The organism is Parcubacteria group bacterium CG10_big_fil_rev_8_21_14_0_10_36_14 (genome assembly GCA_002772895.1).
In the GTDB taxonomy this organism is placed as follows: Bacteria; Patescibacteriota; Patescibacteriia.
Genome location: PFCS01000001.1, coordinates 1 through 23,694 on the forward strand (window position 1 = coordinate 1; position 23,694 = coordinate 23,694).

32 protein-coding genes are annotated in these 23,694 nt (G+C 35.6%); 4 read left to right on the forward strand and 28 right to left on the reverse strand.

Going from position 1 to position 23,694, the window contains the following annotated elements:
* The first annotated feature begins 112 nt into the window (after positions 1 to 112).
* The 3 genes from COU51_00005 (at position 113) to COU51_00015 (ending at position 1,485) form a co-directional block, all read left to right on the forward strand.
* Complete coding sequence (locus tag COU51_00005) at positions 113 to 481, forward strand: hypothetical protein (protein ID PIR67131.1); 369 nt, start codon at positions 113 to 115, stop codon at positions 479 to 481.
* Between the two features lie 129 nt (positions 482 to 610).
* Positions 611 to 1,057 carry a hypothetical protein gene (locus COU51_00010; GenBank protein ID PIR67132.1) on the forward strand — a complete coding sequence of 149 codons (447 nt, stop codon included), beginning with the start codon at positions 611 to 613 and terminating at the stop codon, positions 1,055 to 1,057.
* Positions 1,058 to 1,083: 26 nt separating this feature from the next.
* Complete coding sequence (locus COU51_00015) at positions 1,084 to 1,485, forward strand: hypothetical protein (GenBank protein ID PIR67133.1); 402 nt, start codon at positions 1,084 to 1,086, stop codon at positions 1,483 to 1,485.
* A 90-nt stretch (positions 1,486 to 1,575) separates the two neighbouring features.
* On the opposite strand, the gene COU51_00020 is transcribed toward COU51_00015, so the two are convergent.
* From COU51_00020 to COU51_00115, 20 genes are all read right to left on the reverse strand, one after another.
* Positions 1,576 to 2,157: a hypothetical protein gene (locus tag COU51_00020; GenBank protein ID PIR67134.1), complete on the reverse strand. Its 582-nt coding sequence runs from the start codon at positions 2,155 to 2,157 to the stop codon at positions 1,576 to 1,578.
* An 11-nt stretch (positions 2,158 to 2,168) separates the two neighbouring features.
* Positions 2,169 to 2,648, reverse strand: a complete 480-nt coding sequence (locus COU51_00025; GenBank protein PIR67135.1) for a hypothetical protein — start codon at positions 2,646 to 2,648, stop codon at positions 2,169 to 2,171.
* A gap of 187 nt (positions 2,649 to 2,835) precedes the next feature.
* Positions 2,836 to 3,105: a hypothetical protein gene (locus COU51_00030; protein ID PIR67136.1), complete on the reverse strand. Its 270-nt coding sequence runs from the start codon at positions 3,103 to 3,105 to the stop codon at positions 2,836 to 2,838.
* 156 nt (positions 3,106 to 3,261) lie between these two features.
* Positions 3,262 to 3,951: a glycosyl transferase gene (locus COU51_00035; GenBank protein PIR67137.1), complete on the reverse strand. Its 690-nt coding sequence runs from the start codon at positions 3,949 to 3,951 to the stop codon at positions 3,262 to 3,264.
* A gap of 6 nt (positions 3,952 to 3,957) precedes the next feature.
* Positions 3,958 to 5,538 (reverse strand): hypothetical protein, encoded by a 1,581-nt coding sequence (locus COU51_00040; GenBank protein PIR67138.1) that lies wholly within the window; start codon positions 5,536 to 5,538, stop codon positions 3,958 to 3,960.
* A 41-nt stretch (positions 5,539 to 5,579) separates the two neighbouring features.
* Positions 5,580 to 7,211 carry a hypothetical protein gene (locus COU51_00045; GenBank protein PIR67139.1) on the reverse strand — a complete coding sequence of 544 codons (1,632 nt, stop codon included), beginning with the start codon at positions 7,209 to 7,211 and terminating at the stop codon, positions 5,580 to 5,582.
* 221 nt (positions 7,212 to 7,432) lie between these two features.
* A complete protein-coding gene (locus COU51_00050) occupies positions 7,433 to 8,443 on the reverse strand; it encodes a hypothetical protein (GenBank protein ID PIR67140.1) in 1,011 nt (336 codons plus the stop codon).
* A 132-nt stretch (positions 8,444 to 8,575) separates the two neighbouring features.
* A complete protein-coding gene (locus tag COU51_00055) occupies positions 8,576 to 8,761 on the reverse strand; it encodes a ferredoxin (GenBank protein ID PIR67141.1) in 186 nt (61 codons plus the stop codon).
* Between the two features lie 4 nt (positions 8,762 to 8,765).
* Positions 8,766 to 9,206, reverse strand: a complete 441-nt coding sequence (locus COU51_00060; protein ID PIR67142.1) for a hypothetical protein — start codon at positions 9,204 to 9,206, stop codon at positions 8,766 to 8,768.
* 1 nt (position 9,207) lies between these two features.
* Complete coding sequence (locus tag COU51_00065) at positions 9,208 to 10,380, reverse strand: cysteine desulfurase NifS (protein ID PIR67143.1); 1,173 nt, start codon at positions 10,378 to 10,380, stop codon at positions 9,208 to 9,210.
* The gene (locus COU51_00070) at positions 10,377 to 10,763 is read right to left on the reverse strand and encodes a hypothetical protein (GenBank protein PIR67144.1); all 387 of its coding nucleotides are present in this window, start codon (positions 10,761 to 10,763) and stop codon (positions 10,377 to 10,379) included. The genes COU51_00065 and COU51_00070 overlap by 4 nt, the downstream gene beginning before the upstream one ends.
* A 146-nt stretch (positions 10,764 to 10,909) precedes the next feature.
* A complete protein-coding gene (locus COU51_00075; protein ID PIR67145.1) occupies positions 10,910 to 11,164 on the reverse strand; it encodes a hypothetical protein in 255 nt (84 codons plus the stop codon).
* Between the two features lie 24 nt (positions 11,165 to 11,188).
* Positions 11,189 to 12,457 carry a hypothetical protein gene (locus COU51_00080; protein PIR67146.1) on the reverse strand — a complete coding sequence of 423 codons (1,269 nt, stop codon included), beginning with the start codon at positions 12,455 to 12,457 and terminating at the stop codon, positions 11,189 to 11,191.
* A 6-nt stretch (positions 12,458 to 12,463) separates the two neighbouring features.
* A complete protein-coding gene (locus tag COU51_00085) occupies positions 12,464 to 13,240 on the reverse strand; it encodes a hypothetical protein (protein ID PIR67147.1) in 777 nt (258 codons plus the stop codon).
* Positions 13,230 to 13,964 carry a hypothetical protein gene (locus COU51_00090; protein PIR67148.1) on the reverse strand — a complete coding sequence of 245 codons (735 nt, stop codon included), beginning with the start codon at positions 13,962 to 13,964 and terminating at the stop codon, positions 13,230 to 13,232. The genes COU51_00085 and COU51_00090 overlap by 11 nt, the downstream gene beginning before the upstream one ends.
* The gene (locus tag COU51_00095) at positions 13,936 to 14,850 is read right to left on the reverse strand and encodes a hypothetical protein (protein ID PIR67149.1); all 915 of its coding nucleotides are present in this window, start codon (positions 14,848 to 14,850) and stop codon (positions 13,936 to 13,938) included. Before COU51_00095 ends, COU51_00090 begins: the two co-directional genes overlap by 29 nt.
* Entirely contained in the window at positions 14,831 to 15,037 is a 207-nt protein-coding gene (gene hypC / locus COU51_00100; protein PIR67150.1) for a HypC/HybG/HupF family hydrogenase formation chaperone, read from the reverse strand. Before hypC ends, COU51_00095 begins: the two co-directional genes overlap by 20 nt.
* 1 nt (position 15,038) lies before the next feature.
* The gene (locus COU51_00105; protein PIR67151.1) at positions 15,039 to 15,854 is read right to left on the reverse strand and encodes a cytochrome-c3 hydrogenase subunit gamma; all 816 of its coding nucleotides are present in this window, start codon (positions 15,852 to 15,854) and stop codon (positions 15,039 to 15,041) included.
* Positions 15,855 to 15,872: 18 nt separating this feature from the next.
* On the reverse strand, positions 15,873 to 16,805 hold the full coding sequence (locus tag COU51_00110; protein PIR67152.1) for a hypothetical protein: 933 nt from the start codon (positions 16,803 to 16,805) through the stop codon (positions 15,873 to 15,875).
* A gap of 139 nt (positions 16,806 to 16,944) precedes the next feature.
* Positions 16,945 to 18,141 carry a hypothetical protein gene (locus tag COU51_00115; protein PIR67153.1) on the reverse strand — a complete coding sequence of 399 codons (1,197 nt, stop codon included), beginning with the start codon at positions 18,139 to 18,141 and terminating at the stop codon, positions 16,945 to 16,947.
* Between the two features lie 56 nt (positions 18,142 to 18,197).
* Here COU51_00115 and COU51_00120 point away from each other — a divergent pair, with 56 nt between their 5' ends.
* Positions 18,198 to 18,563, forward strand: coding sequence for a hypothetical protein (locus COU51_00120; GenBank protein PIR67154.1), 366 nt, complete (start codon positions 18,198 to 18,200; stop codon positions 18,561 to 18,563).
* Positions 18,564 to 18,693: 130 nt separating this feature from the next.
* Here the strand turns inward: COU51_00120 and COU51_00125 are convergent, their stop codons facing one another.
* The 8 genes from COU51_00125 to COU51_00160 form a co-directional block, all read right to left on the reverse strand.
* Positions 18,694 to 18,906 carry a hypothetical protein gene (locus tag COU51_00125; protein PIR67155.1) on the reverse strand — a complete coding sequence of 71 codons (213 nt, stop codon included), beginning with the start codon at positions 18,904 to 18,906 and terminating at the stop codon, positions 18,694 to 18,696.
* A 126-nt stretch (positions 18,907 to 19,032) separates the two neighbouring features.
* Entirely contained in the window at positions 19,033 to 19,542 is a 510-nt protein-coding gene (locus COU51_00130; GenBank protein PIR67156.1) for a hypothetical protein, read from the reverse strand.
* A gap of 117 nt (positions 19,543 to 19,659) precedes the next feature.
* The gene (locus COU51_00135; GenBank protein ID PIR67157.1) at positions 19,660 to 20,469 is read right to left on the reverse strand and encodes a hypothetical protein; all 810 of its coding nucleotides are present in this window, start codon (positions 20,467 to 20,469) and stop codon (positions 19,660 to 19,662) included.
* 188 nt (positions 20,470 to 20,657) lie between these two features.
* Entirely contained in the window at positions 20,658 to 21,185 is a 528-nt protein-coding gene (locus COU51_00140; GenBank protein PIR67158.1) for a hypothetical protein, read from the reverse strand.
* Between the two features lie 29 nt (positions 21,186 to 21,214).
* Positions 21,215 to 21,586, reverse strand: a complete 372-nt coding sequence (locus tag COU51_00145) for a hypothetical protein (GenBank protein PIR67159.1) — start codon at positions 21,584 to 21,586, stop codon at positions 21,215 to 21,217.
* A 197-nt stretch (positions 21,587 to 21,783) separates the two neighbouring features.
* The gene (locus COU51_00150; protein ID PIR67160.1) at positions 21,784 to 22,398 is read right to left on the reverse strand and encodes a hypothetical protein; all 615 of its coding nucleotides are present in this window, start codon (positions 22,396 to 22,398) and stop codon (positions 21,784 to 21,786) included.
* 102 nt (positions 22,399 to 22,500) lie between these two features.
* Positions 22,501 to 22,878, reverse strand: a complete 378-nt coding sequence (locus COU51_00155; GenBank protein PIR67161.1) for a hypothetical protein — start codon at positions 22,876 to 22,878, stop codon at positions 22,501 to 22,503.
* A 49-nt stretch (positions 22,879 to 22,927) separates the two neighbouring features.
* Positions 22,928 to 23,665: a ZIP family metal transporter gene (locus COU51_00160; GenBank protein ID PIR67162.1), complete on the reverse strand. Its 738-nt coding sequence runs from the start codon at positions 23,663 to 23,665 to the stop codon at positions 22,928 to 22,930.
* Between the last annotated feature and the right edge of the window lie 29 nt (positions 23,666 to 23,694).

Consider the following 23,694-nt stretch of genomic DNA (forward strand, 5'->3'; position numbering starts at 1 on the left):
ATCAACCCTGCACCTGGACTTCGGGAATTTAAAGGTATATCTTAAAGACTAAAGGCAACTTTAATCTTTAATCTTAAATCTTTAATCTCTCATACGAAAGGGGGTGATAAAAATGAAAAAAGTATTATTAGGAATAGCAGTATTTGCTTTAGTGATGATGCCTGCTGTCGCTTTGGCACAGTCACAGCCAAAGTCAAACTTGGGTCTTGACGAATTTGGATCCCAAACACAATTGGGAACAAAAGCGTTAACCGCGACAATCGCGAGTATTATTAACGTAGCAATGGGACTATTGGGTATGGTGGTTGTCGTTCTTATATTGGCAGGTGGTTTCCTATGGATGACTGCTGCCGGTAGCGAAGAAAAAATATCCAAGGCAAAGAGTTTGATCTTCGGAGGCGTAATCGGTTTGGCAATTATATTGTCAGCTTACGCAGTCGCGCAGTTCGTTGTAACATCATTGTTAACCGCAACAGCGTAAAAACACAAAAATCCTTCGAAGGTTTTTTTATAAAGAGAGCAAGCGCTTCTCCTCGGCTTTGGGCGAAACAAGTTTTGCTCAGCGTCAAAGGTGAAGCGTCTCTCTCTTTGCAAGAATGTATCAAGTACTATGTATGTAAGAAATAAAATTCTGTCCCGCAAGGACACAGTGTTGCGTAATACACTTATCTTTAATATCACAAATATGAAAAAATGGAAAAAACTTTCTCTGACCAATATTTTCGCCTTTCTATACGCTCTCCCCGCTTTCGCGCAATATGGATTGGAAGAAACAGCTGGCGCCGCAGGATTAAACACTAAACAATCTTCTTTGCCAGAAATTATTGGCTCTGTCATCGGATACTTTTTAGGATTTTTAGGAGTTCTATTTTTAATTTTGATGTTATATGCCGGTTATACATGGATGAGCTCATTTGGCAGTGCTGACAAAGTAAAAAAAGCAAAAGACTTAATAGTAGATGCCGTAATCGGTCTTGTAATTGTCTTGGCTGCTTATGCAATTACAAATTTTGTTATTGGCGCGTTAGTTGGACAAAGTCTAACTTCAACTAAATAACATATAAAAAAATTAAATAGTAAAATATGAAGTATTTTCTTTCACTTATCTTAATGGTTACTTTATTTTCTTTCATCACCTCCCCTCTTTTGGTTTCTGCCCAAACAACTGGCATTGGAAGCCAAATAAATAGCAATCTTCAATCTGTTGGAACGGGCGCGGGATTTAAATCTGAGGCTGAAACCGGTGGACTACCAAAACTAATTGGAACGATTATAAACATATTTCTAGGAATTTTAGGCGTTTTTTTTGTTATTTTAATTGTTTATGCCGGTTATACATGGATGAGCTCATTCGGCAGTTCCGAAAAAGTAAAAAAAGCAAAAGATTTAATAGTAGATGCTATTATAGGCTTAGTAATTCTTTTAGCGGCTTACGCAATTAGTAATTTTGTTGTTAGCGCTTTAGTTAAGGCAACTGTAAATTAGATACTCTAAAAAATTACATAAAAAGAAAAAGAGTTCGCGTTTGCGAACTCTTTTGATTTGGTGGGCTCCGCCTTTGGCGGAGTAAAAGAGCTAGTTCTCGGCCATCCGATTTATCGGATGCATCGGTGAAAGGTCGGGCCGAAGATGGATTTCCTTTCCACCCCAGTCCGTTCGGATAGTGAGTTGCATCTCATATGCGAGTTGAAAAGGAAGTGGACCAACGTAGAGCTGGCACTTTAGGAGATGCTCCCCCATATCAACGATATGAGAACTGCTGGCATAGGGGGGTGTCATCGGAACCAATACAACACCAGCCTTTGTTACGACCGGGGCACGAGCCACGGCACCATAACTGACTGGCAGAATAGCTCTACCGTCCAACCAGCACCTGGCACCCATGGTCTCTGATTCGTTTACGATCCGAAGTGAACGAGGGTTGCTCTTCTCCCATCCGACTGGCGGACGATGGAGAAAGCCGGCGTTGGCGGGCGGAGTTGGCGCCTGATAACGCGCGTAGTGGGGCAGGCTACCTCTGAAGGCAAGACCACGATTGTGAGCGTCCATGAGGGACTCTCCATACTGTGGCATTGGTGTTGCGCATCCGCCAGTGCAAACGACGAGTGCGAGAACGATTGCGATCAGTGCGGTCAAAAACACGAAATGAATCTTCATTGGTATCTCCTTTACTGTTCGCGAACGATTTTGATTAGTTCCTTCATCCGAAGTTGTGACTTGTTGCTCTGCTTCTCCAGTGCCTTCATTCGTTCCTCTATCTCCTTGCCAGGAGTTTTTTCATCTTTCCCAACGTTCTCCTGCCTTCCAGCATTCTGCACGGCCTGAATTCCCGCCCAGGTATAGCCATAGGGCGTATCCAAAAAACCGTTGCCATAGTAGCTGGCGGTCCGTGCAAGCACCATTGCTTGGCACTTTTGCGGATTTTGTGCGCAGATGCGCGTGGCAGTGGCATCAGCTCGAATCCCTTCAGCTTCTGCCAAGGCGATGGCGACTGACTCCGGAGACGCGGTTCTGCCCTCGATCCGGAACTTCTGCGTGCCGGTTGTCTGGTACTGATAGTGAGAACATCCCACAAACAGCACCACGATACCGAGAAAAAGAAATCCCCCGGGAACTACTGAACAAATTGTGAAAAGAGCCTTCTTCATCGTTTCCTCCTGCCCATTGGGCTTTCTTGTGCAAATTTAGCCAAAAAAACTAAATTTGCATGTTTTTATTTCAGTTTAGATAACTATAACATATTTTAATACTTTTGTCAATACCCTCTTCTGACTATTTATCTAATTTTAGCCAAAAATAATCCCACCGTTTCTGGTGGGATATGCAAAAATTACATTATTTGTCCGCCTTATCATCTTCTTCCCACTTATTCACCAGCTTATCCAATTTTTCTCTCAAAGAAGGCTTACCTTCAGATGTAGTTGAAGCTACAAACTTCCGAGGAGTGGTGGGCTGAAGGTTCTCAGTCTTCGGACAATCACATTCTTGTGGGACTTTGACCTCTCTTACTACTTCTTTTACAACCCCTCTCGTTTCCGGCTTTGGCATATTCTTTAGTTTTTGACTTATATATTCAACCTTCTGCTCTATTAAGCACGTATTCATAAGGCTGTCCGAAAAAAGAAAGAACAGTAGCAAGATAAAAAAAGGATTTCTACGATGGTAAAGCCAAGTAAACGATCGACAAAGCGCGGTAAGAAATTTTCTCATCTCGATCTCCTTTTTACAAGAGCATAACAGATTTTATCGGTTTTGTCAATATCACTTCCTAAGTTCAAAAATTTTCTTTAAATATCCGACTATTGTAGGGAGAGGAACAACCCGTGAAACACGTGCTTTTTTTTCTTCCCATTTAACTGGTATTTCTTTTATTTTAAATCCAACCCGCTCTGATAAAATCAATAATTCCGTATCAAACGTCCAATGCCGATCCCGCACTTTTGGTAAAATCTCCCGTATTACTCGCTTATGAAAAAACTTAAATCCACAAGCAGTATCTTTTATTTTACTATGTAAAAATAATCTAATTAAAAAATTAAGGGCTCTGCTAGTTATTTTTCTATAAAATTCCCGCTTCACTTTTGCGCCATTAATTCTACGAGAGCCAATTATAATGTCATAATTATTCATTTCTTTCAGCACAAGATCCAATGCACCTAAATCCGTTGCCAAGTCAGCATCCATAAAACCATAAATATCCGCATCATATCGTTTCCATGCATCCATCACCGCTACCCCCTTACCTTGCTCTGGGACAAAAATATAATCTATTACTTCAAATTTTTCCGCTAACATATTCCCTATTTCCGCTGTTTTATCCTTACTATTATTATCACTAATAACAATTTTAAAATCATACGAAAAATTTGTAATCGCCTGTAGGATATCTTTAATATTTTTTTCAAGCACCGTATCTTCATTAAAGCACGGTACGACAATAATAATTTTCATTGACAATTAAAAGTTTATTTTATATATCTTATAACTGGAATTTTCATATATCTTCTCTAAAAAAGAAGCTTCGTCCGGATTCCAAGCCCAGTCCTTCTCCCATATACTATCATAAAAAAGATATTTTATACCATTATTTTTCAATATAAGCTTTTTTTCCGCATCATCCAGCGAGAGCATAAACCGTTCCAAAATAAAATATTTATTAACAAAGTCTATCGTTTCTATCCCATGACCCACAAATACTCTGCGCACAGCAATCCCGGGGATTATACCAGAATTATAAATATCAGAAATAATAAGATCGTCTTTGCTCATAATATTCTTCAACTCTTTTATTGCTTTTACTTCTTCTTTTTTAAGATAGACTACATTCCCCTGTAAGATAACGTTGTTTAAATCAAGCGCCAATACTAAAATGTATGACAACCCAAAACAAATAATAAATGCCGTTGCTGCGAATACCTTCCCCTTAATAATCCATTTCTTTTTTTCTAAAAATAAAGTTAAGGAATACGAAGCCAATATTATCAAAACAAAAGAATATCCTTCTAAAAATCTTCGCTGAACGCTAACCGGCAAAAAAATCAACATAATTTGTCCAAAAAACCATATGAGCAAAAAATAAATATTTTTAATTTTGATTTTATTTTTATATACGAGCCATAAAGACCATATGGCGAGAGGAACTAAAAGCCCATATCCGGAAAGAATAGAAAAAATATTCGGTACATAAGTGGTGCTTCCCCAAGTTTGATTTTGCCACCATGGCGTAAAAAACATTGAAAGATGATAAATAATTGATGGCAAAACAAAAATAAAAATAAGACATCCGTATTTAAATAAAAACCACGCCTCCTCGCGATTTTTCCAAAGTAAAAAAATAAAATAACAGATAAAAAGATAACTCGCAATTATAAAACTAAAAGGATGAAAGTTTGAAAGAACAAGCCCAGCAATACCGGCAGGAAAAGCATAATATAAATTCTTTTTTTCTATGGCCAGTAATGATAATAAAATTATAAGTAATAAAAGGGTTGTAGAAAAAATAAAATGGGGGGAATAATAGCTCGTGGGAAATAAAAATGCTTCCGGTGTATCGAAATCAATCGGTAATTGGTAAGCAGCCGCTTTTTCAGAATAAAAAAGAGCTATAATCGGAAAAAATAAAGCTCCTAATCCGCCGGCAAAAGCAGAAAATAAAAAAGCGAGCTTTCTCTGCCAAACGTTCTTTATAAAAAATGATATCAAAAGATATGTGACAAAAAATAATCCCGGTATTAAAAAAACTCTGGCTATTTCCATTATAGCGTTGGCGCTAAGATGCGAGGCCTTTGCAAGAAGACCCATCCCAAGCCAAAAAACATTAAACATGGGCACGGATTCTTCTTTCGCGGTGTAAAGATCTTGAAAAAACATATTTCCTTCACGCGCCTGTTCTATATAAGAAATATAAACATAACGATCAATAAAAGAATATATAACATTTCCCCGCCAAACTCCATCCTCCGGCATAAAGATAGGAACAGCAAGGCGAGATAAAGAGGTAACCAAAATCAGGCCGACTACTACCCAAACCCAAAACATCCACTCTCCCTTAGTAATAGATTTAATTAAATTTCTCACAATTAGTAATTATTAATTATTTTATAAACCTTTCCCTCCCCCTCATATAATAACTTATATTTTTCATTATTTACAAAATACTTGTCCATATTATCTATATCTCCTTCAGCAATAAAAATAATTTTTGCCTTAAAATTATTTTTTATAATATTATATGGATCACCAGAAAAATCGCCCCACGTTATATCCCGCCATTTTTGATATAAATCTTTATTATATTTATACATAAAAGTAGTGCCCAACCCGACTATATACCTATTATAATCATTATGATAAAAAAGCATTAGCCAATCATCCCAATCGCTATGAAAAATAATATCATCTTCCTCACTCGCGCCTTTGGCGATTTGCATTGCTTCGCTATATTTATCAAAAGCAAAATTATCCGCCGAACCTACCTTTACTTTCCAAAAATTTATTCCAAATGCCATTACAAACATAAAAATAAGATAACCTATAAATATTTTATAAAAAAATCTAAACCTCAAAACTCTTAATATGCTATTCTTAATCCATTGATAAATTGTACTATCCCAAAAATATTTTATGAAAACTGCTACGGATAGTACCATAAAAGGAAAAGCGTATTCAGTATTGCGTCGCGCCTTTAAAGTAATAACAAAAAATAATCCCGCCGAAATAAAAAAGAAAAAAATATCTCTTATCATCACATAATCTGGTTTTAAATATTTTTTCTTTGCCAGACGGCCAAAAAAAAGAAGCATTCCAAAAAGTCCAAATAAAAGGATTCCCCCACTATATGCCATAAGTTCTGCCGCAGAAAATCCATACCATTCCGCACCGACTCCAATTTTTGATTTATAATTAACAAGGGCAATCTGGACTGTTTGAATCCAATAAAAATTTATATTATGTGGAAAATAAGGATTTATAATTAGCCCCATCAATGAACCAAGTGTCGTTGCCAATAATGGCTTCCACTCACTTCTTTTCAAGAATACAACGATACGACGATATAACGGTGAATTGGCGACATGAGTTACTAAAATACTATTACTAATTAATGATGCCACAAAATAAACACCGGCTAAAAATATGCTTATCGGCCACCCTCCATATGCCCAAACATAAAAAAAACTTATAGCTCCAGTCAAAATATACATCCCCCACCTTCCTCTCCCCTTAGAAAAAGAATACGGAGAAGCTTTATAAATAGCAAATAATAATAAAATTACAAAAATTAGAGAAAAACCTGATGCTTTAACTAAGTCTATCCTAAAAATGAATGGCGCTCCCGATAACAATAAGAGAACAAATAAAAATGTTGCCGGAATCCTCTGGCTTTTTAAAAAAGCATAGAACAATAATATAAACCAAGTGTTTATAAATACTGTCGCTACTTTGATACCAATTAAAGGTGGAATAAGCTTTATAAAAGGCAAAAGAAAAATATGATATAAAAAATGATGATCAATATAAATATCGTTAAGCACAGTAAACTGAAGCCAATAAAAATGTCTGACTATGCCATGGCTCAGCATCATTTCGGTAATTTTGGTATGATAAAAAGAGTCTGGATCAATGAACCCAGAGTGCCCCTGCAAAAAACCAAAAAATACAAAACCAAATGCCGTAACTGCTATATATTTTATATATTCAGGAAGTCTTTTCATATATGAATGTCTATTTATAGTATACCATACCAAATGATAGAAAATTATCATTTTATGTTTTATCCATAAAGGGCTAGAACTTTACCAAAAAGACACAAAAAGCCCCGTAAAACGGGGCTTTATCATTGAGTTATATTTCGCGCTTTTCCTTTTAGCGATTTCCGCCAAGCATGGCTACGGAAACCGCTAAAGCAGCCGTTAACATATCGCAAAGTACAACATCATAACTTACTCTTAAAATAATTAACCCATGGAATATCAGTCGGGCTTTCTTTGTAAAATATCGCTAACACCAAGCTCACTAAACTACCGAAAAACAGAAAATTTAGAACCTGTTCAATCTGTGTTTTTCCGCTTACCTTATATTCAGTATAATCTATTTTATTCTTTTTGACAACCTCTTTTGTGATCCCAAAACGTCTTCTATTTTTTGACCCATAAAACACCGAATCTAAAAATAAAAATTTTAGATATTTGGAGGTTAAGTCCGGACGTTTCAACCCTTCCATTAAATGATGATTGAGCTCCGGTATGCTATGATATTCAGAAAATACCTTAGCTGTTTCGTTTATCTGATTTACGAAAATATGAGCATTTCCTTCTAAAAATTCTGCAGCTACTATAATCGGCGCCTTTTCAAATAGCTCTCTGGCCATTGACTCCGCTTCTTTTATAGATGGTGCCTGAAGATTGGAACTAATATCTTTTAACAAATTAACCCTATAATCCATTAAACCCAATTTAATAAAAATATTAAAAAGCGCGCCGAGCGCATATCCCAAACCATACCTTGGTTGATTTGATGGATTTAACTTAATGTCAAAAATAATCGTAGGATATAAATTTTTATATTTTTTTTCCAATTTGCCTCCGGATGTAATCACGCAAACTTTTGCCTTTCTACGTACTGCTTCTTCTATACCGGTAAACACCTCTTCTGTATTCCCCGAATAAGAAGACGCTATAAATAAGGTGTCCTTACTAACAAATTTTGGTGGCTCATAATCATTATAAAAACAAAAAGGCACCTTTACTTCGTTAAGCGCCTTTATTATATGCGCGGAAAGAGCGCTTCCGCCCATACCACACAAACATACATTTTTTATATTTTTGTAAGAAGATGGAAATTTTATCTCATAAGACAAGGACGATTCAAACTGAGCCAGTAAAAGCTTAATTGATTCAAATACAGAATTATATTTTTTGCTTTTTAGTTCTTTTAAAATATCCATAACGGATATATTATTGGTTCCTTGGCTTGGAAATAAAAAATTACTTTTCCATTTCTGTTGCTCTATGTTACCAATAAAAATCTCACCTCTTATAATGATATCTTACAAAAAATTTCAGCTTCTGTCAAATTCTTATTCTTCTATTTTTATTGCCTCAACCGGGCAAGCTTCTATAGCCTCTTTAAGACAGGGCGTATCCAAATTTGCGCCAGCTTTTAACTCTGCCTTAAACTCATCGTTGAGCTTAAAAACTTCGTCACACAACGCTGCGCACGTTCCACAACCAATACAAAGGTCTTTGTCTATTTTAATTTTCATAAAATTACTTATTAATTTTTTTAAAATAATCTTCTATTGCTTTATGAAGAGCCTGATCTCCCAAAACTGAACAATGAACTTTTATCGCTGGCAGACCTCCTAGATATTTTAATATATCCTGAGGCTTTATCTTTTGAGCTTTTTTTATATTCATTCCACCATTTTTTGTTATCATCTCCGCTAAAGCTGACGTAGATGCAATCGCGCTTCCGCAACCATAAGTTCTCCATCTACAATCTATAATTTTCTTGCCGGTCTTGTCAACCTTTATCCAAAATTTCATTACATCTCCACAGGCTGAAGAACCAACTTGTCCAACGCCATCAGCTTTAAATTTTTTTTCTTCACTTTCTTTCATAAACTTTATCGGATCAAAAAAGTGCTTTTTCACTATTTTTGAGTAGAACCATCCCCCAACATCACCATTTTTATTTTTTGTAGTCATATTATAATGAAGAAATTTCTGTTAACTTTTTAACAATTTCCGGCAAAACTGCTATTACATAATCCAGATCAGATTTTTTGGTATCTCTACCAAGTGTAAAACGCAAACTATTATGCGCCATTTCATGTGACCGACCAATCGCCAAAAGAACATGGGAGGGCTTTAGCGAGCTTGAACTACAAGCAGAACCGGTTGAGCAATAGATACCCTTACTATCTAAATATAAAACCATTGCTTCACCTTCAACACGAGGAATAGATATATTTATATTATTTGGTAAACGAAATTTTATATCACCATTTAATTCCGCTCCTCTTATTTGACCTAAAAGTTCTTTTATAAAATAATCGCGAAGTTTTATGAGACGGACGCTCTCTTTTTCTTTTTCCGCCTGCGCCAATTCTAATGCTTTTGCTAATCCAACGATTGACGGGACGCTTTCTGTCCCTCCACGTAATCCGCTTTCTTGGCCTCCACCAAAAATTAAAGGCTGTAATTTAATACTTTTTTTTACAAAAAGCGTGCCAACTCCTTTCGGCCCATATATTTTACTTCCATTCAAAGTTAGCATATCAACTCCTAATTTTTGTATATCCAAATCCAACGCTCCTGCCGCCTGACAGGCATCTGTGTGAAAATAAGGGAAACTTGTTTCTTTCTTTTTAGTATTATCTCTAATTATTTTCGCAATCTCTTTTATGGGCTGTATTGTTCCAATTTCATTATTCGCATACATTATAGAAACTAAAATCGTATCTTTTCGCAAAGCCTTTTTTAATTCATCTAATTTTATAATTCCATCTTTTCCTACCGGTAAATAAGTTATTTCAAATCCTTCTTTTTCTAATTCTTTGCATGCCTCAAGAACGGCAGGGTGCTCAATCTTTAGGGTAATGATATGTCCACCTTTTCCTTTATTCGCTCGCGCTGTGCCCAAAATAGCCAAGTTATCACTTTCTGTTCCTCCTCCTGTAAAAATAATTTCTCCGATTCTGCAATTCAAAATTTTAGCAATCTTCTCTCGAGCGCTTTCTATCGAATCTTTAGCGACTTTTCCGGAACCATGAAAACTAGAAGGATTGCCAAACTTATCATTAAAAAAAGGAAGTATTTCCGTTAATACATCATCCCGAACTTTTGTTGTTGCGGCATTATCCAAATAAATATTTTTCATACTATTTTAATTTTTGACAAACTTTTTGTTATTTCTTTTTGCATTTTTGGCCATATATCTTTTGACGGACATTTGTGTCTTATGTTGCATGCCCCGCCTACACAATGCAAAATTTTTATCGGTCCCTCTATTGCCTCTATAATATCAAGCATACTAACATTTTTCTTTTTTAGACGATAGCCTCCGGCAGAACCACGGTATGACTCTATAATTCCTGCTTTTTTCAGCTGTTTCGCAACTTGCTCCAGATATCTCTGAGACAATTTCAGATATTTACTGATCAATGTTGTTGGAGTGGCAGATTTGGCTTTGTATCCCGCCAAAAAAGAAACCATCATAACTGCATGGTGCGTCTTTGAAGATATTTTTAAAATTTCTTTCATAATTTTTTTATCCTATAAACCTATCTTTCTTTTGGTAATCCCTACTAAATTGATAGGGATTACTTTTAAAAAATAAAAAGGATCTATTTCCTTGTTTAGATAATACTATATTTTTATTTATCTGTCAAATCTTTTTTATTCCCCCTCTACCCTTCTATCTCTACAATCTCATACTCGCCGAGATTATCCATTTTTTCAACTTCATATTTCGCGCCTTCCGCTAAAGTAGCTTTTGAAAGTATTATTAAATTAAATTGTAAATTTTCCGGGCTAATTGTTTCACCGTGTTCAAAAATATCACCTATTTTTATATAAGCGCTTTTTATTTTTTGTAGATTATTTTGCCTGCCAAACTCCAAAATCTGTTTTATTATTTTGTCTGCCAAATGTAGGTCGTGCATAAATATTAAAAAATTATGATTGGATTAGTGTGTTGCGCAACTAATGCACGGATCATAAGCGCGAACTAATGATTTTATCTTCAAAGCACGCTCGGCATCCGGTAAATCCTTTATTTGTAATAAATATATTTTTAGGGAGTGCTCTAAATCATTTAGAAATTGCGCTGTCGGTGTGATTGTATTAGAATCAATGATTCTGCCATCTTTCCCAATTTTATAGTAATGAATAAGCGTTCCGCGCGGTGCCTCAACAGAACCAATCCCCTCTCCTTCCCGCAATTCAATCTTCTGTCTCGAAGAACGCGGAATATTAAGGGATAGTAATTTTTCACAAATATTTTTTATTTCTTCTATTGCATGCACAACCTCTATCCACTGAACAATTAAATTATAAAATTGATTGCTTTTAATTTTATCTTGAGGTAATTTTTTAAATAATTTTTTCGCTTCTGGATTTAATAACTCGTGCTGATTCAACATCCTTGCCAGAGCACCAACAAAATAATGACGATTATAAAGTTCTGTCTCTTTTACTACGCTCTTCGGTTTTTGTAATTCTTTTATTGTCCCATAAAATTTTTCCAAGCTCATATCCAGTCCTTGGCCGGAAATAATCCTCTCATCATCGCCATAAAAATTATATTCTTCTTTTGAGCTGTTAGAAACAGGACGAAGTTCTGTTTCTAATTCCGGTAATTTTACTTTACCTGCCAAAAAAGAATAAAAGTTTAATGCTGATTTCAAATTTTTATCACAATCTTTTAAAATTTCTTCAATCTTACTTTTATTCGGTAAAACTTTAAATCCTCCGACTTCGGTTGAAATGGGATGAATCGCTCTACCACCGACTATTTCCATAATTTTTATGGAAAAATCACGCAAAGAAAAAGCTAATTCAGTTTCTTTCGGATATTTTTTTATCAATTTTAAGTCATTGGTTTCTCCCAAAAAATCCGGACCCGACAAAAGAGCGATATGGACAACATGAGATTGTATTATCTCGCCCAACATCAAAAGTTTTCTAAATAAAATAACAACCTTATCAACCTTAACTCCCAAGGCATTTTCCAACGCCTTAATAGAAGACATATTGTGTACCACGGGGCAAACTCCACAAACCCGACAATTGATAACTGGAATGTCCTGATACGGCCTTCCACGTAATATCCCCTCTATTAGTCGCGCACCTTCTAGAACATCGACAAATGCCTCTTTTATATTTCCATTAAAAAGCGAAGCTTCAAAACCCATATGCCCTTCTATCTTATCTATGTGATTTATTTTTATTTTCATAAATAATTATTTCGTTTTTTGTTTTTTTTCTTTCATAATTTTTTCAATCTTATCCTTTACTCCAAATATCTCCAAAATTTCTTCTCTTCTTTTTTTACCTGCCATTTTATCTATCAATTTAAAATGACTATCAAAATTAGCCCCCTCATAAGGACCACGGCAAGCTTCGCAAGGCATTTTTGACTTTAAACAAATTGCACCACACCCACCAAGCGTAATCGGACCCATACACGGCTCGCCTTTCATTAATATACATTCATATCCACGTCTCTGGCATTCATAACAAACCGTCCTTTGTGCTATAATTGGTTTTCTCCCGCTTATCAAATCATACGCAATCCGTAAAAATTCTTTTGGATTTATCGGACAGGTCGGGATATTATAATCAACCTTAACAATATCTTCCATATCCATTACCTCGTTATTCTCTATTGTTTTGGGATATTTATATATTTCTGCCGCCAACTTTTCTTTTCCACGATAATTCTTCATCTTATGAATTCCACCAAATTGCGCGCAATTGCCAAGGGTCACAAAAATTTTGGCATACTGCCTTGCTTTTTTAGCTACTTCCAAATTTTTGCCTGTTATTGTAGAACCCTCAACAAACGCCACATCAAACGGCTCCCAACGCATTGGCTCGTCTTCCAAAAATTTGTATTCAACAAGTTCTACCCCTTCTATCGCCTTAAGGAGTTCCCTTGGTTTTGTTGAGATTACATTTTCGCACCCCTCACAAGAAGTTAGAGAAAATATCCCGATTTTAATTTTTTTATCTTCCATAATTAGCCAGTCTTAAGTTTATATTTGTCCAATATTTTAACTGAGCTACGTCTTCTTCGCTCAACACCTCACAAAATGAACTCCAATGAAATGATATCCAATCACCAATATTTACTTTTCCAAACTCATAAAATATCTTTTTTGAAATGATTTCTCCAAAAACCAATTGACCATTTTTGAAAATAAGCGGACGATATAAAACATTTATTATGTTTCCCTCTAGACTTTCTGTTTTACCCCAGCCTATTCTACATTCGTCCATCGTATATAATGTATGTAGATTTTCCGTGTGCCCCGTTCTCTTCCATATATTAAAAACATGAAAAGAATGATGCGCATTTGCCCCGACTGGAATTTTTTCGCCCAATTCCTCAATGGACTTCTTCGTCAATTTCTTTTTTATCTTTAAATCATCAATTAAGTGATAAAACAATCTCGCACCTCCAGAATTTTCTAAAAAATTATTCCCAACCCAATAAGCACGCACGACTTTTTCATTAAACAAATTTTTTTCTTTATTCGTATGAGCAATATGTCGGAGGTATGGATGTAACGTCTCAAATTTTTCTAGATTTTCTATAAGCCCAGCATCTGTTTCCTCTGCTTTTATATATTGAAATAATTCCTTGTTTTGATCCGGACCACAATATCCGAGCCGATTTGGACGGTATGCATATTTTGCGCAGTACAAAACACTACTTTGTTGATTCAATTGCAAGCTCATAATTTTCTTTAAATCTAAACTTTAGAAACATCAATATTCCTCCTACGGATAGAAATGAAATCGCTAATTGATTTAATGTGAAAGCTCCGGTTATAAAAATACTGTTTAATAAGGTAGTAACCGCAAAAGCCGGAACCAGGGCAACACTCACAACTGAAGCTGGCGCAAATTTTAAGGCTTTGTACCACGTAAATACATAACCAAATAACAATGCCGAACTCAAAACAAGCCAACCGATATTATTATAATTAATAGCAGAAATAAATCCGCCCCTGCCTGTAAAAAATAAAAATATTATTAAAAATACCGCGCCAAAAAACATTCTTCCCCAAGCGACAATCTCCGAGCTTAAATGGCGTAAAACTTTTTTTGCCAATATAAATTCTACTGCCCAAAATAAAGTTGCGCCAAAGACAAATAAATCACCTATTCCAAAGCGCCATCCGTTAAATCCGGTCAACATAAAACTTCCTAAAAATAAAATAGGCAAAGCCAAAAGCTGATAACGAGAAAACTTTTCTTTTAAAAATATCGCCGCCAAAATGCCCACCCAGATAAACAATGTTTTATGAATTAGAGCCGCATTACCAGATGAAACCATCATTAACCCTTTAAAAAACATTAAAAATGGAATAGCGCCCCCAATAAGCCCTATTAATAATAGGTAAAACCATTGTTTTACATCCATTTTCTTTAATTGTTTTAAAAATCTCGGCATAAAAATTATTGCTAAAAATAAAATTGCAACTGGAATGTTTTTTACAGCAGTAAAAATGTATGGATCGCCAAATTTTGCGCTAGCAAACTTGTTAAAAAATACCGCAAAACCACTTATTATAGCCGTGGCTAATGCCAAATAGATACCTTTATTTTTCATATTGAGCATATAAATTATTTATTTCTTCTGCTTCTTCTTTGGTTATTTTTTTTATTGCAAGATCGGCATGAAGCAGAACCCAATCACCGATACATATATCGGGAATTAAAGAAATTTTAATATTAAAATTTTTATCTTTAACTTTTGCGTAATTGCCTGTTAATTGTATAATCTGCGCGGGTATTGTTAAACACATATTATAATTTTACTCCTGCCTTATTCAGCATTTCTAATGTAAAAACCGGGCCGTCTTTACAGACATAATATGGACCGATTGCGCAGTGCTGACAAACACCCACTCCACAATGCATTCTACGCTCCATTAATAGATAAGTTGCTCTTGGTAAGCATTTATCACCTAATGCCTGGATACAAAATCTATACATTATCGGCGGACCACACATTATAACCGACGTCGGCGAAACGAGTTCAATTTCATTAAATAAATCCGTAATCATACCTTTATGATATTTCCCCGATCCTTTTGGGGGATTCTCTAACGCAACCTGTACATCAACATATTTTTTCCATTCTTTTTGTTCTTCTTTAAAAAGAATGCTTTCTTCCGCACGAGCGCCATAAAGAAGTTGAACTTTTCTATCTTTATATAAACCTTTTTCAATTATATATTTTATAATCGGCCGAACGGTTACAAAACCACACCCTCCTCCTAAAAATAAAATATTCTTTGGCTCTAAATCTTCTAATGTTTTAAATCCGTTTCCAAGTGGTCCACGTACAAGAAGCTCATCACCCTTTTTAAGCGAACCTAATTTTTTGGATAAATTTCCGACACGGCGGATACAAAATTGAAACTCTTTATCATTTAGCGGTGAAGAACAAATATCAAAAGGGGCCTCTCCCCATCCGGGAAAACCAAGCATCGCAAATTGTCCGGCACGAAAACTAAATTTTGAGCTGTCCTTCATTCGTAAAGTTAAAATGACCGAACCATCGGCTTCTTCATAAGAATCAACAATGCGAGCGAGTTTTGGTAAATAAATATTATCCATAAATTCTTAACTACTATTTTATTTTTTGGATTCTTTTAGTATTCGTTTGATATTTTCAGTTATATTAATACCCACCGGACAAACTATAGTGCACCTGCCACAGTCAACGCAACCGGGAAGCCCATATTCATGCGGGATACGAACAAACTTATGATAATACCAAAATTTTATTTTTTCTGCCGGACTATTCAAAAATTTATGTCCGCCGGCAATCCGCGTAAAATCGTCATAAAAACAATTACCCGAACAACGTTCTATTTTTTTATCCGGACCTAAAACCGATTCAATATCAAAACAAAAACAGGTTGGACAAGCAACCGTGCACTTTCCGCAAGCAAGACAAATTTCTCCAAGCTCCTCCCATAATTTGCTATCTTGTGACTTTTCAATTGCTTTCTTGATTTCTAAAACTTTTTTATCCTCTTTGCGTGGAGTATAGTTTATTTTTTTATATTTTAATCCGCATTTTTTCAAAATTTCTTCGCCCTTATCACTTTGCACATAAAATTTTCTATCTTCAATAAAAATATCAAAGATGGTATTTTCTAAAATCTTTTCATCAATTGTAAAAAAAGATGACTTATAATTTTTTATTGAGGTCGCAGAGTATCCAATAATCAATAATTTTTTTCGATTATTTTGATAATAAATATCATTTTCAAATACCCTATCATATAGTTCCAACGCCTTAATATCGAAAATGCTCATTCCAAACAGCGCTCTTTTATCTGGCTTATTAGGCTCTTCTTTTGGCTTGCCATTTTTATATTTATACAATATTTCACGAATTGGCATTAAAAAATATTTATACGGCCTATGAGAAACTTTTTTCAATAATTCTATTTCTGGAGCCACATCAAACTCTAAAACACACACCTCTTCGTCTTGTATTTGTGGACCAAATATTTTATAGCTATCTTTCTTCAGTTGTTTAATGATTTTATTTATCATATAAATCTATTATATATAAAATAATACAAGAAATCAAAAAAATATTGTCTTAGCTTTAGATTATATCAAATAATAAAAAATATCCACAAAATGCGGATATTTTTTATTATTTTTTTGAACCATTCCTATTCTCTGCGTATTATTCTTTTTTATCTTTTTTATCTTCTTTGTCGGTTCCGATATATTTTTTTATTTCTTTTAAGAACTTGAGATAGTGCACTAATAGCCTACTTTCTCTGAGTGTTAACCGACGCTTTTGTCGCATTGCTTCCAATGCCTTAAGATGCATATTTAACTCTAAGGTTAATTCTTTTAATTGGCTTACTCTGATATAAGGTGCAACCTTCTCCCGCCATCTCTTTTTCTCTTTTCTCTTTCTCATAAAGAGAATGTAATAAATCAAGAAATATAAATTGATTCCTAAGAGTATCAGTAAAATCAATATAAACCATAGATATTTCAATATTGTAGCGCCGATAAGTCCTATTAAGCCACGAGATACGGTAATAGTAATCTTATTACTTGGACCACTCTTTGCTCCCTTATCATTCTCTACTTCTGCCCATACGCTGTAAGGCCCCGACTTTACACCCTCAGGTGAAATATAGGCGAAGCTTCCATCTTTGTCTGCCCTTACCTTCTCTTCTGTTGCCGTTTCCCCATCTCTCTGAACCCAAATTATAACCTGAATGCTAGGATATTTAGTTGTACCATCCACCTTAAGCTTATCTCCCAAAGATAATGTTTCTGGATACTTTGTTAATACAGGAAGTTCCAGTCCTTCTACTTGTCGTGTTAAGGTAACTTCTTTAAAGTTTCCCGCCTTATCTACCGCTCTTATATTGATAGAATGCTCTCCAGAATCTAGTATTGGCATTTGATATTCTCCGGTTCCATCATCTTGCCAAATAATAGCGTCAGCACCATCAATGTTTATTTCGTAATGATCTATACCTGATGTTTTATCAAATGCTTCTAATTTTATAATTGGTTTTATGTCTGTTATCTCTGTTGATTTAAAGACAGCGGTAAATCTTTCTGGTTCTTCTGTATCTATATTAAATCCAAAATGAGTAATTCCGCTCCAACCGGCAGAATTCCTTAAACGAATATGAAAATACCAAATTCCCTCATCAACATCCCTAAATGTCCAGAATGTTCTTAGTCCGTCTGAGATAGTTCCTGGATTGGTTAGAGGATTTCTATCCGCTAAAACATTTATCCCCGTGACGTCGCTCGTTATCCTCCAGCTGAACGTAGGGCTGTTATTTGAATACCATTTGAGTGAATCGGGGTGCGTTGCGGATGAAACTTTGGGTGCGGCAGGAACACCCATAATTCCCGTAGAAGGGAGAGAGGGGGGGTACTTTTTTTTCAGTAGGAGCTATTAAATTGAAAGAGGCCTCACCGCGAGTTTTTAATATATCTGTTCCTAGACCATCATTAGCCCGAACTGCTGCCGAAGAAAAAACCAAAGAAGCAACGCCTGCTTTTTCCGCTTTAAAAACAATGCCGAAAAGTTTTCCGCTGGAACCATTGTATCCAGGTGTCGGTAACCCACCATTAAAACTTATCGTTCCGTTATTATTTGAAAAGGATGGAGGCTGGACCCATAAAGAGAAGGCCGATCCTGATTGGTTTAAAGAGACCACACTTAAATACTCTGTAGGAAAGTTTATTATTCCTTCTGCATTATTTATAGCCTCTCCCTTTGTATCAATATATGCATTAACGGTAAATATATTATTTATTGTATAGCTTCCTGTGGAAGGCTGAAAATAAATAGACGCTGCGTTTGCAACCTTAGGAATAAAAATAAAAAATACAAAAAGTAAGGTAGCACTTATTTTAAGCCCTAGTTGGTTTTTAAAAAATATACTAATTTTTTTTATTTTCTGTTCCTCCATTTTATAAATATCCTAGATAAAAAGAAAAATAAAATAAATAATATTACTACGCAAGACAAGATAACTATATATCTAAATTGAATTGCTTGTTTTTCTTGTGGTAAATTTCTTGCCGCCAGTTCTGCTTCTCGCCTATTTCCTACTTTATCCACAGCCACTACTTTTATTATACTACTTAAATTTTGATCCTTCAACAAAAAAGGCGACTTTGCACGGACTGCCGAGCCCTCTCCTTCTTTAACTTCATAATAATCAATACCTGAGCTAGTATCTGTGGTGGAAAAGGTTATAAAATACTGGTTACTAAAAATGCTCGGACTTTATCCTATCTCGATAGTAAATTCTTCCGGCGGGATACTATCGTTACCCAATATTTCGCTCCATTCATCTTTTGGTAAAACATCCTGTGGACGACCTTGTATCATAAATTTTGCAGGCTGTTGCCATGGATTCAGCTCAGTTCCTAATCCATCATTTAAATATAATGCCAAATCATCACCAAAACTTAATTCCGCCTCCCCTTCGTTAGTCGCACTAAATATAATTTTAAAAAGTTCGCCTTCACCTTGCCATCCACCTCCATGTCCTCCAATAAAATTAATTTCTCCTTTTTTATTAGAAAATTCCGGCTCTTTTAACCAAACATTAAAAATAGAGTTCCCACTGCTCAAGTCCTCTACTTTTAATTTATTACTATCAAACAAAATTTTTCCTACAACAAAAGGGGAAATGCTCCCATTTATAAATATGAAAGGAGTTAAAAATGATAAATATATGAGCCCTTCCAAAATAAATAAAATTATCTTTTCAGCTTGCTTATTATTTGTCATAAAAAATAAAAAATGCCTTATGGTTTATTCTTATTTTATTCCCTCCCTGTAGCCGTGTCAATAAAAACTGCGAAAAACAAAAAACACGCCTATCTAGACGCATTTTTTGTTTTTTTACTATTTCTTTTGGCTTTGACCATTTCCGTTTTGTGCGCTGTCCGAACCTTTTGTCCCACTGTTTCCAAAGCTATCGGTGGTTTCTGTATCATCAGTAATTTCTGTATCATCGGTGGTTTCCGCATCATTAGTGTTTCCTACTTTTTCTTGCTGGTTAACTCTTTGCTGTACTTGAATTTTATCATCTTCTCCTTTATTTTGTTGTTGCAATTGAAGATCTTCCATTACACGCACCCTTTGTTCAAGTTTGTCTTCCAATGCTTTTTTTTGCGGTTCATCAAATTTTTGCAATTGCACTTGATACTTTACATTTGAACTATCGATAACTTTTCCAATTGCTTCCTTTGCATTTTCCGGTACCTGACTAAAAACTTTTGTAAGAACCTCTCCGTGTCGTAAGAACCCTTCTGTTATTTTTGCTCTTAGTGCACTAATGTCTATACCTGTTTTTTCCGCTTTTGCAATCTCAAGTTCAATCCGTTTTTGATATTTATCTTGTATCCCAAGAGCCTTTTCTATTAATTGCTGACTTCGCTCTTCTGTGCGAGTTTGTTTTGTTTCCGCTAATAATTTTAGTTCTGCTAATTTTTCATCTGCATATTTTAATACCTTTTCTGCTCTTACATCTGCCTGAAATGAAAACCAAATATCCAAATTTTCTACTAACTGTTCTAAAAAATATAATGGATGCTCCGGTGTCCAGCCCGCATCAGGCAATGCATCTTCGGATGTTGTTGTAACTTCTTGCGCCAAAACCGGTAAAGCTAAAAAACAAAGCGCAAGCGAAAGAATACAAATTCTTATCTTCATATTATTTTGCAATTAATTATTATATCAACAATAATAAGGAACGAAAAACAATTATTGTATAAATACAAATGATTATGCAATTATTTATTTTAAAAATTTTAGTTATCTAGTTATTATCTATACAATAACATAAAAATAAAAAAAGAAAACCCGTTGAAATTAATCAACGGGTTGTTTGGTGAGATTTGTTACTTTGCACGCATCCGTTCCAAAACGGTTTGCGCACGGCGAAGCTCGGGATAGGTGATAGAGCTCCAGTAAACTGTCAGGTGGGCCTTGGCGCTTTGTCTCGCGCCGAACTGCGGATTGCCGATAGGCTCGACGACGGACTGGGATAGCCCGCAGAGAGATGAGCCTGACAAGGGCTCCAGCCGAAAGGTTCTCGGCTTCGGCAAGGACTCGCTTGCGAGGATATCCTCTGTCGCCTCACGCATCACACGCACTTGAGACTTACAATCAAGCCCCATCTGCATCACGTGAATATTGAGCGAAAGCGACGCTGGCATTCCGATCTCGGAAGCCGGGCTAACAATGAGCGGAAGCTCGCTTGCCAGTCGGGATCCGTTGTTCGCGCCGGCGCATCCGAAGATACCCAATGCGACCAGAAACCACAGGTGTGCGAGAACGAGCAACTTGGTAGCAAACTTCATATCCTCCAAAAACTCATTTCTCGTTCGACGACGTCTATTCTCGTTCCATCCTTGGTTATATTTCATTGCATTTCTCCTTGTCTTTGTTTTGCGGTTTATTGGCAGTCAATTTGCTGAATGTTTCCTAGAAGCATTTCCGCTCTCTTTGCTTTGTTTATTTTTATTATTTGCCAAGTTAACGAAATCTCGGCAACGGTTTTCTGTCTGTAAATACTCCTCAAAAAAACACGGAAAATCTCCGGAGTCGGAACATCAGACTCCTTGAAACGTTGAGAAAGGTTGTCCTTGACGCACTGCCAAGGATCGCTGTCTGTCCATGTACCATGAACTACAACGTCAACGTTCCTCGCTATACCAAACGGTACGATTGATATCTCCACGTTTGCCTTTTGCGCAGTGCTCACACAGCCACAAAAGAAAAGTGAACACAACGCCAAAACGATGACCTTATGATGCGTAGCCTGCATGCGGAGTCTCCTTTTTTTTGACTTTGGAGAAAGCGTCTCGTATCGAGACGCCCGATACAAGGCAACTTTCTGCGGTTTTTGTACTAAAATTTTAACGAACTAAACTTAAATAAGTATAGCATATTTTTGACAATTTGTCAAGATACTTAACAAAAAATTAGCTTAATTTAGATAAAAAAGCACGGCTTGAGCCATGCTTATTCATATTTTCTGTCTAAAAGTCTAAACATAACTAAAAAGGTTACCAACCCGACAATAAAACCTCCAAGTATGTCTACAACAGCATGTTGCTTCACGGTTAACGTTGAAACAGAAATTAAAATAGCGGCGACTGTGCTCAAAATTCTAAATCTTAGAGAAAAACGCCAGTTGACAAATCCAATATACGAAACAGAGCTCACATGAAGTGACGGAAAAAGATTATGCGGTCCGTCAACAAAATAGATAGCACGAAACAAAAGACCCATAAGCCCGCTCTGTGGAACAATCTCATCCGGACGAGGCATTGTTGTGGGAAGCATAAAAAATATCGCAGACGAAACAAAAGTGATAAGCCAGTATCCACCAACTACCCGAAAAAAATCTCTATATTTAGGAACAGTAAAAATAGCTGTTGCGAGATATGGAAAAATTAAATAATAAATAAAAATCGTCCACGGAATAAATGGAATCTTTTTCTCAAAATTAAACTGAATATTATATGACCCCATTACTCTGCCCCAACTATTGGCCAAAAGATAAAGGCCTCCTCCAATAACCATAAGCACCGAACACCAATATACTCTTTTATAAAATTCTTCCGGTTTTTTCAATGTGCTTCTCCTTATTATCTTTAAACACTATGCACTATATACTATTTACTATAAAAACTATCTTTTGTAAATAAAAAAGCCGCGGAAGGGCGGCAAATGTTTTTATCTTTCGTGAAGCCAAAAGCTGAATTCACTATTCATATTATTAATCTTAAACGCAATATAAATAATAAATGCAAACCTACTTAAGCTATTTTGTTCCATAAATGTTTCTACGTAACGCTCTCCTATATGCATGGCCCACATATGAGGGAAAATCTTTCCAATCGGCAAGTGCATATGACTCGTTACTTCTGCTTCCCCCAATACAAATTCTACTCTGCCTTTTTTATCCGTTAATATCACGCGGACTCTTTTGTTATTAACCAAAATTCTTCTCACTTCCGCGCTATCCGGGATAATCACTGAAAAGGTATAATTTTCCACGACTTGGGAAAGATTAAACTTGTTCCAGTCAGAGATATAAACCACCGGAAGCATCCCTCCTCCTTTTCAAGAAGTATTTATCACTCTACTATAAAAATAAAAATTAATCAAGACTTCTTAAAAATATCATGAGACCAATACCAAATAAAAAAATAATAAATGAAGGTATAAATTTTGACCACTTTTCTTCTTTTTTTAATTCTGGTAATAAGTCTGCCGCAGCAATATAGATGAATCCACCAGCAGCAATAGGCAAAAGATAATAAACAAAGCTATCGGAACCTACTAAAAAATATCCAGCCAACCCCCCGAGCATTGCCGCTATGGCTGATAAAAAATTAAACATAAGAGCTTTCAGTTTGCTGAAACCGGCATAAAGCAAAACTCCAAAATCGCTTATCTCTTGCGGAATCTCATGTAAAATAATCGCCAAAAGAGACACTACCCCTAATTCAATATTAACCATAAACGTTGCCGCTATAATTAACCCATCAATAAAATTATGAATTCCATCACCAATAACGTTCATATAACCAAAGGTATGTATGTCACAGTGGCTTTTATGACAATGCCTCCAGTGTAAAATCTTTTCAACTAGAAAAAAAATAACAAAACCAACTATAACTAAAATATAAGGTATCAAGCTTCCGTCTAACGCTTCTATAGATTCTGGTAATAGATGCAAAAAAGCCCCTCCCATCATTGCTCCGGCAGAAAGTCCAACTAGAACCAATAAGATTTTACTTAATATTTTTTGTTTTAATAAAAGAGTTAAAACTCCGATAAAAGATATCAAGCTAACCAAAAAAGTGGCGCCTAATATATAAAATAATGTTTGCATAAAAGTATCTAGAAAACCTAAAATAGATT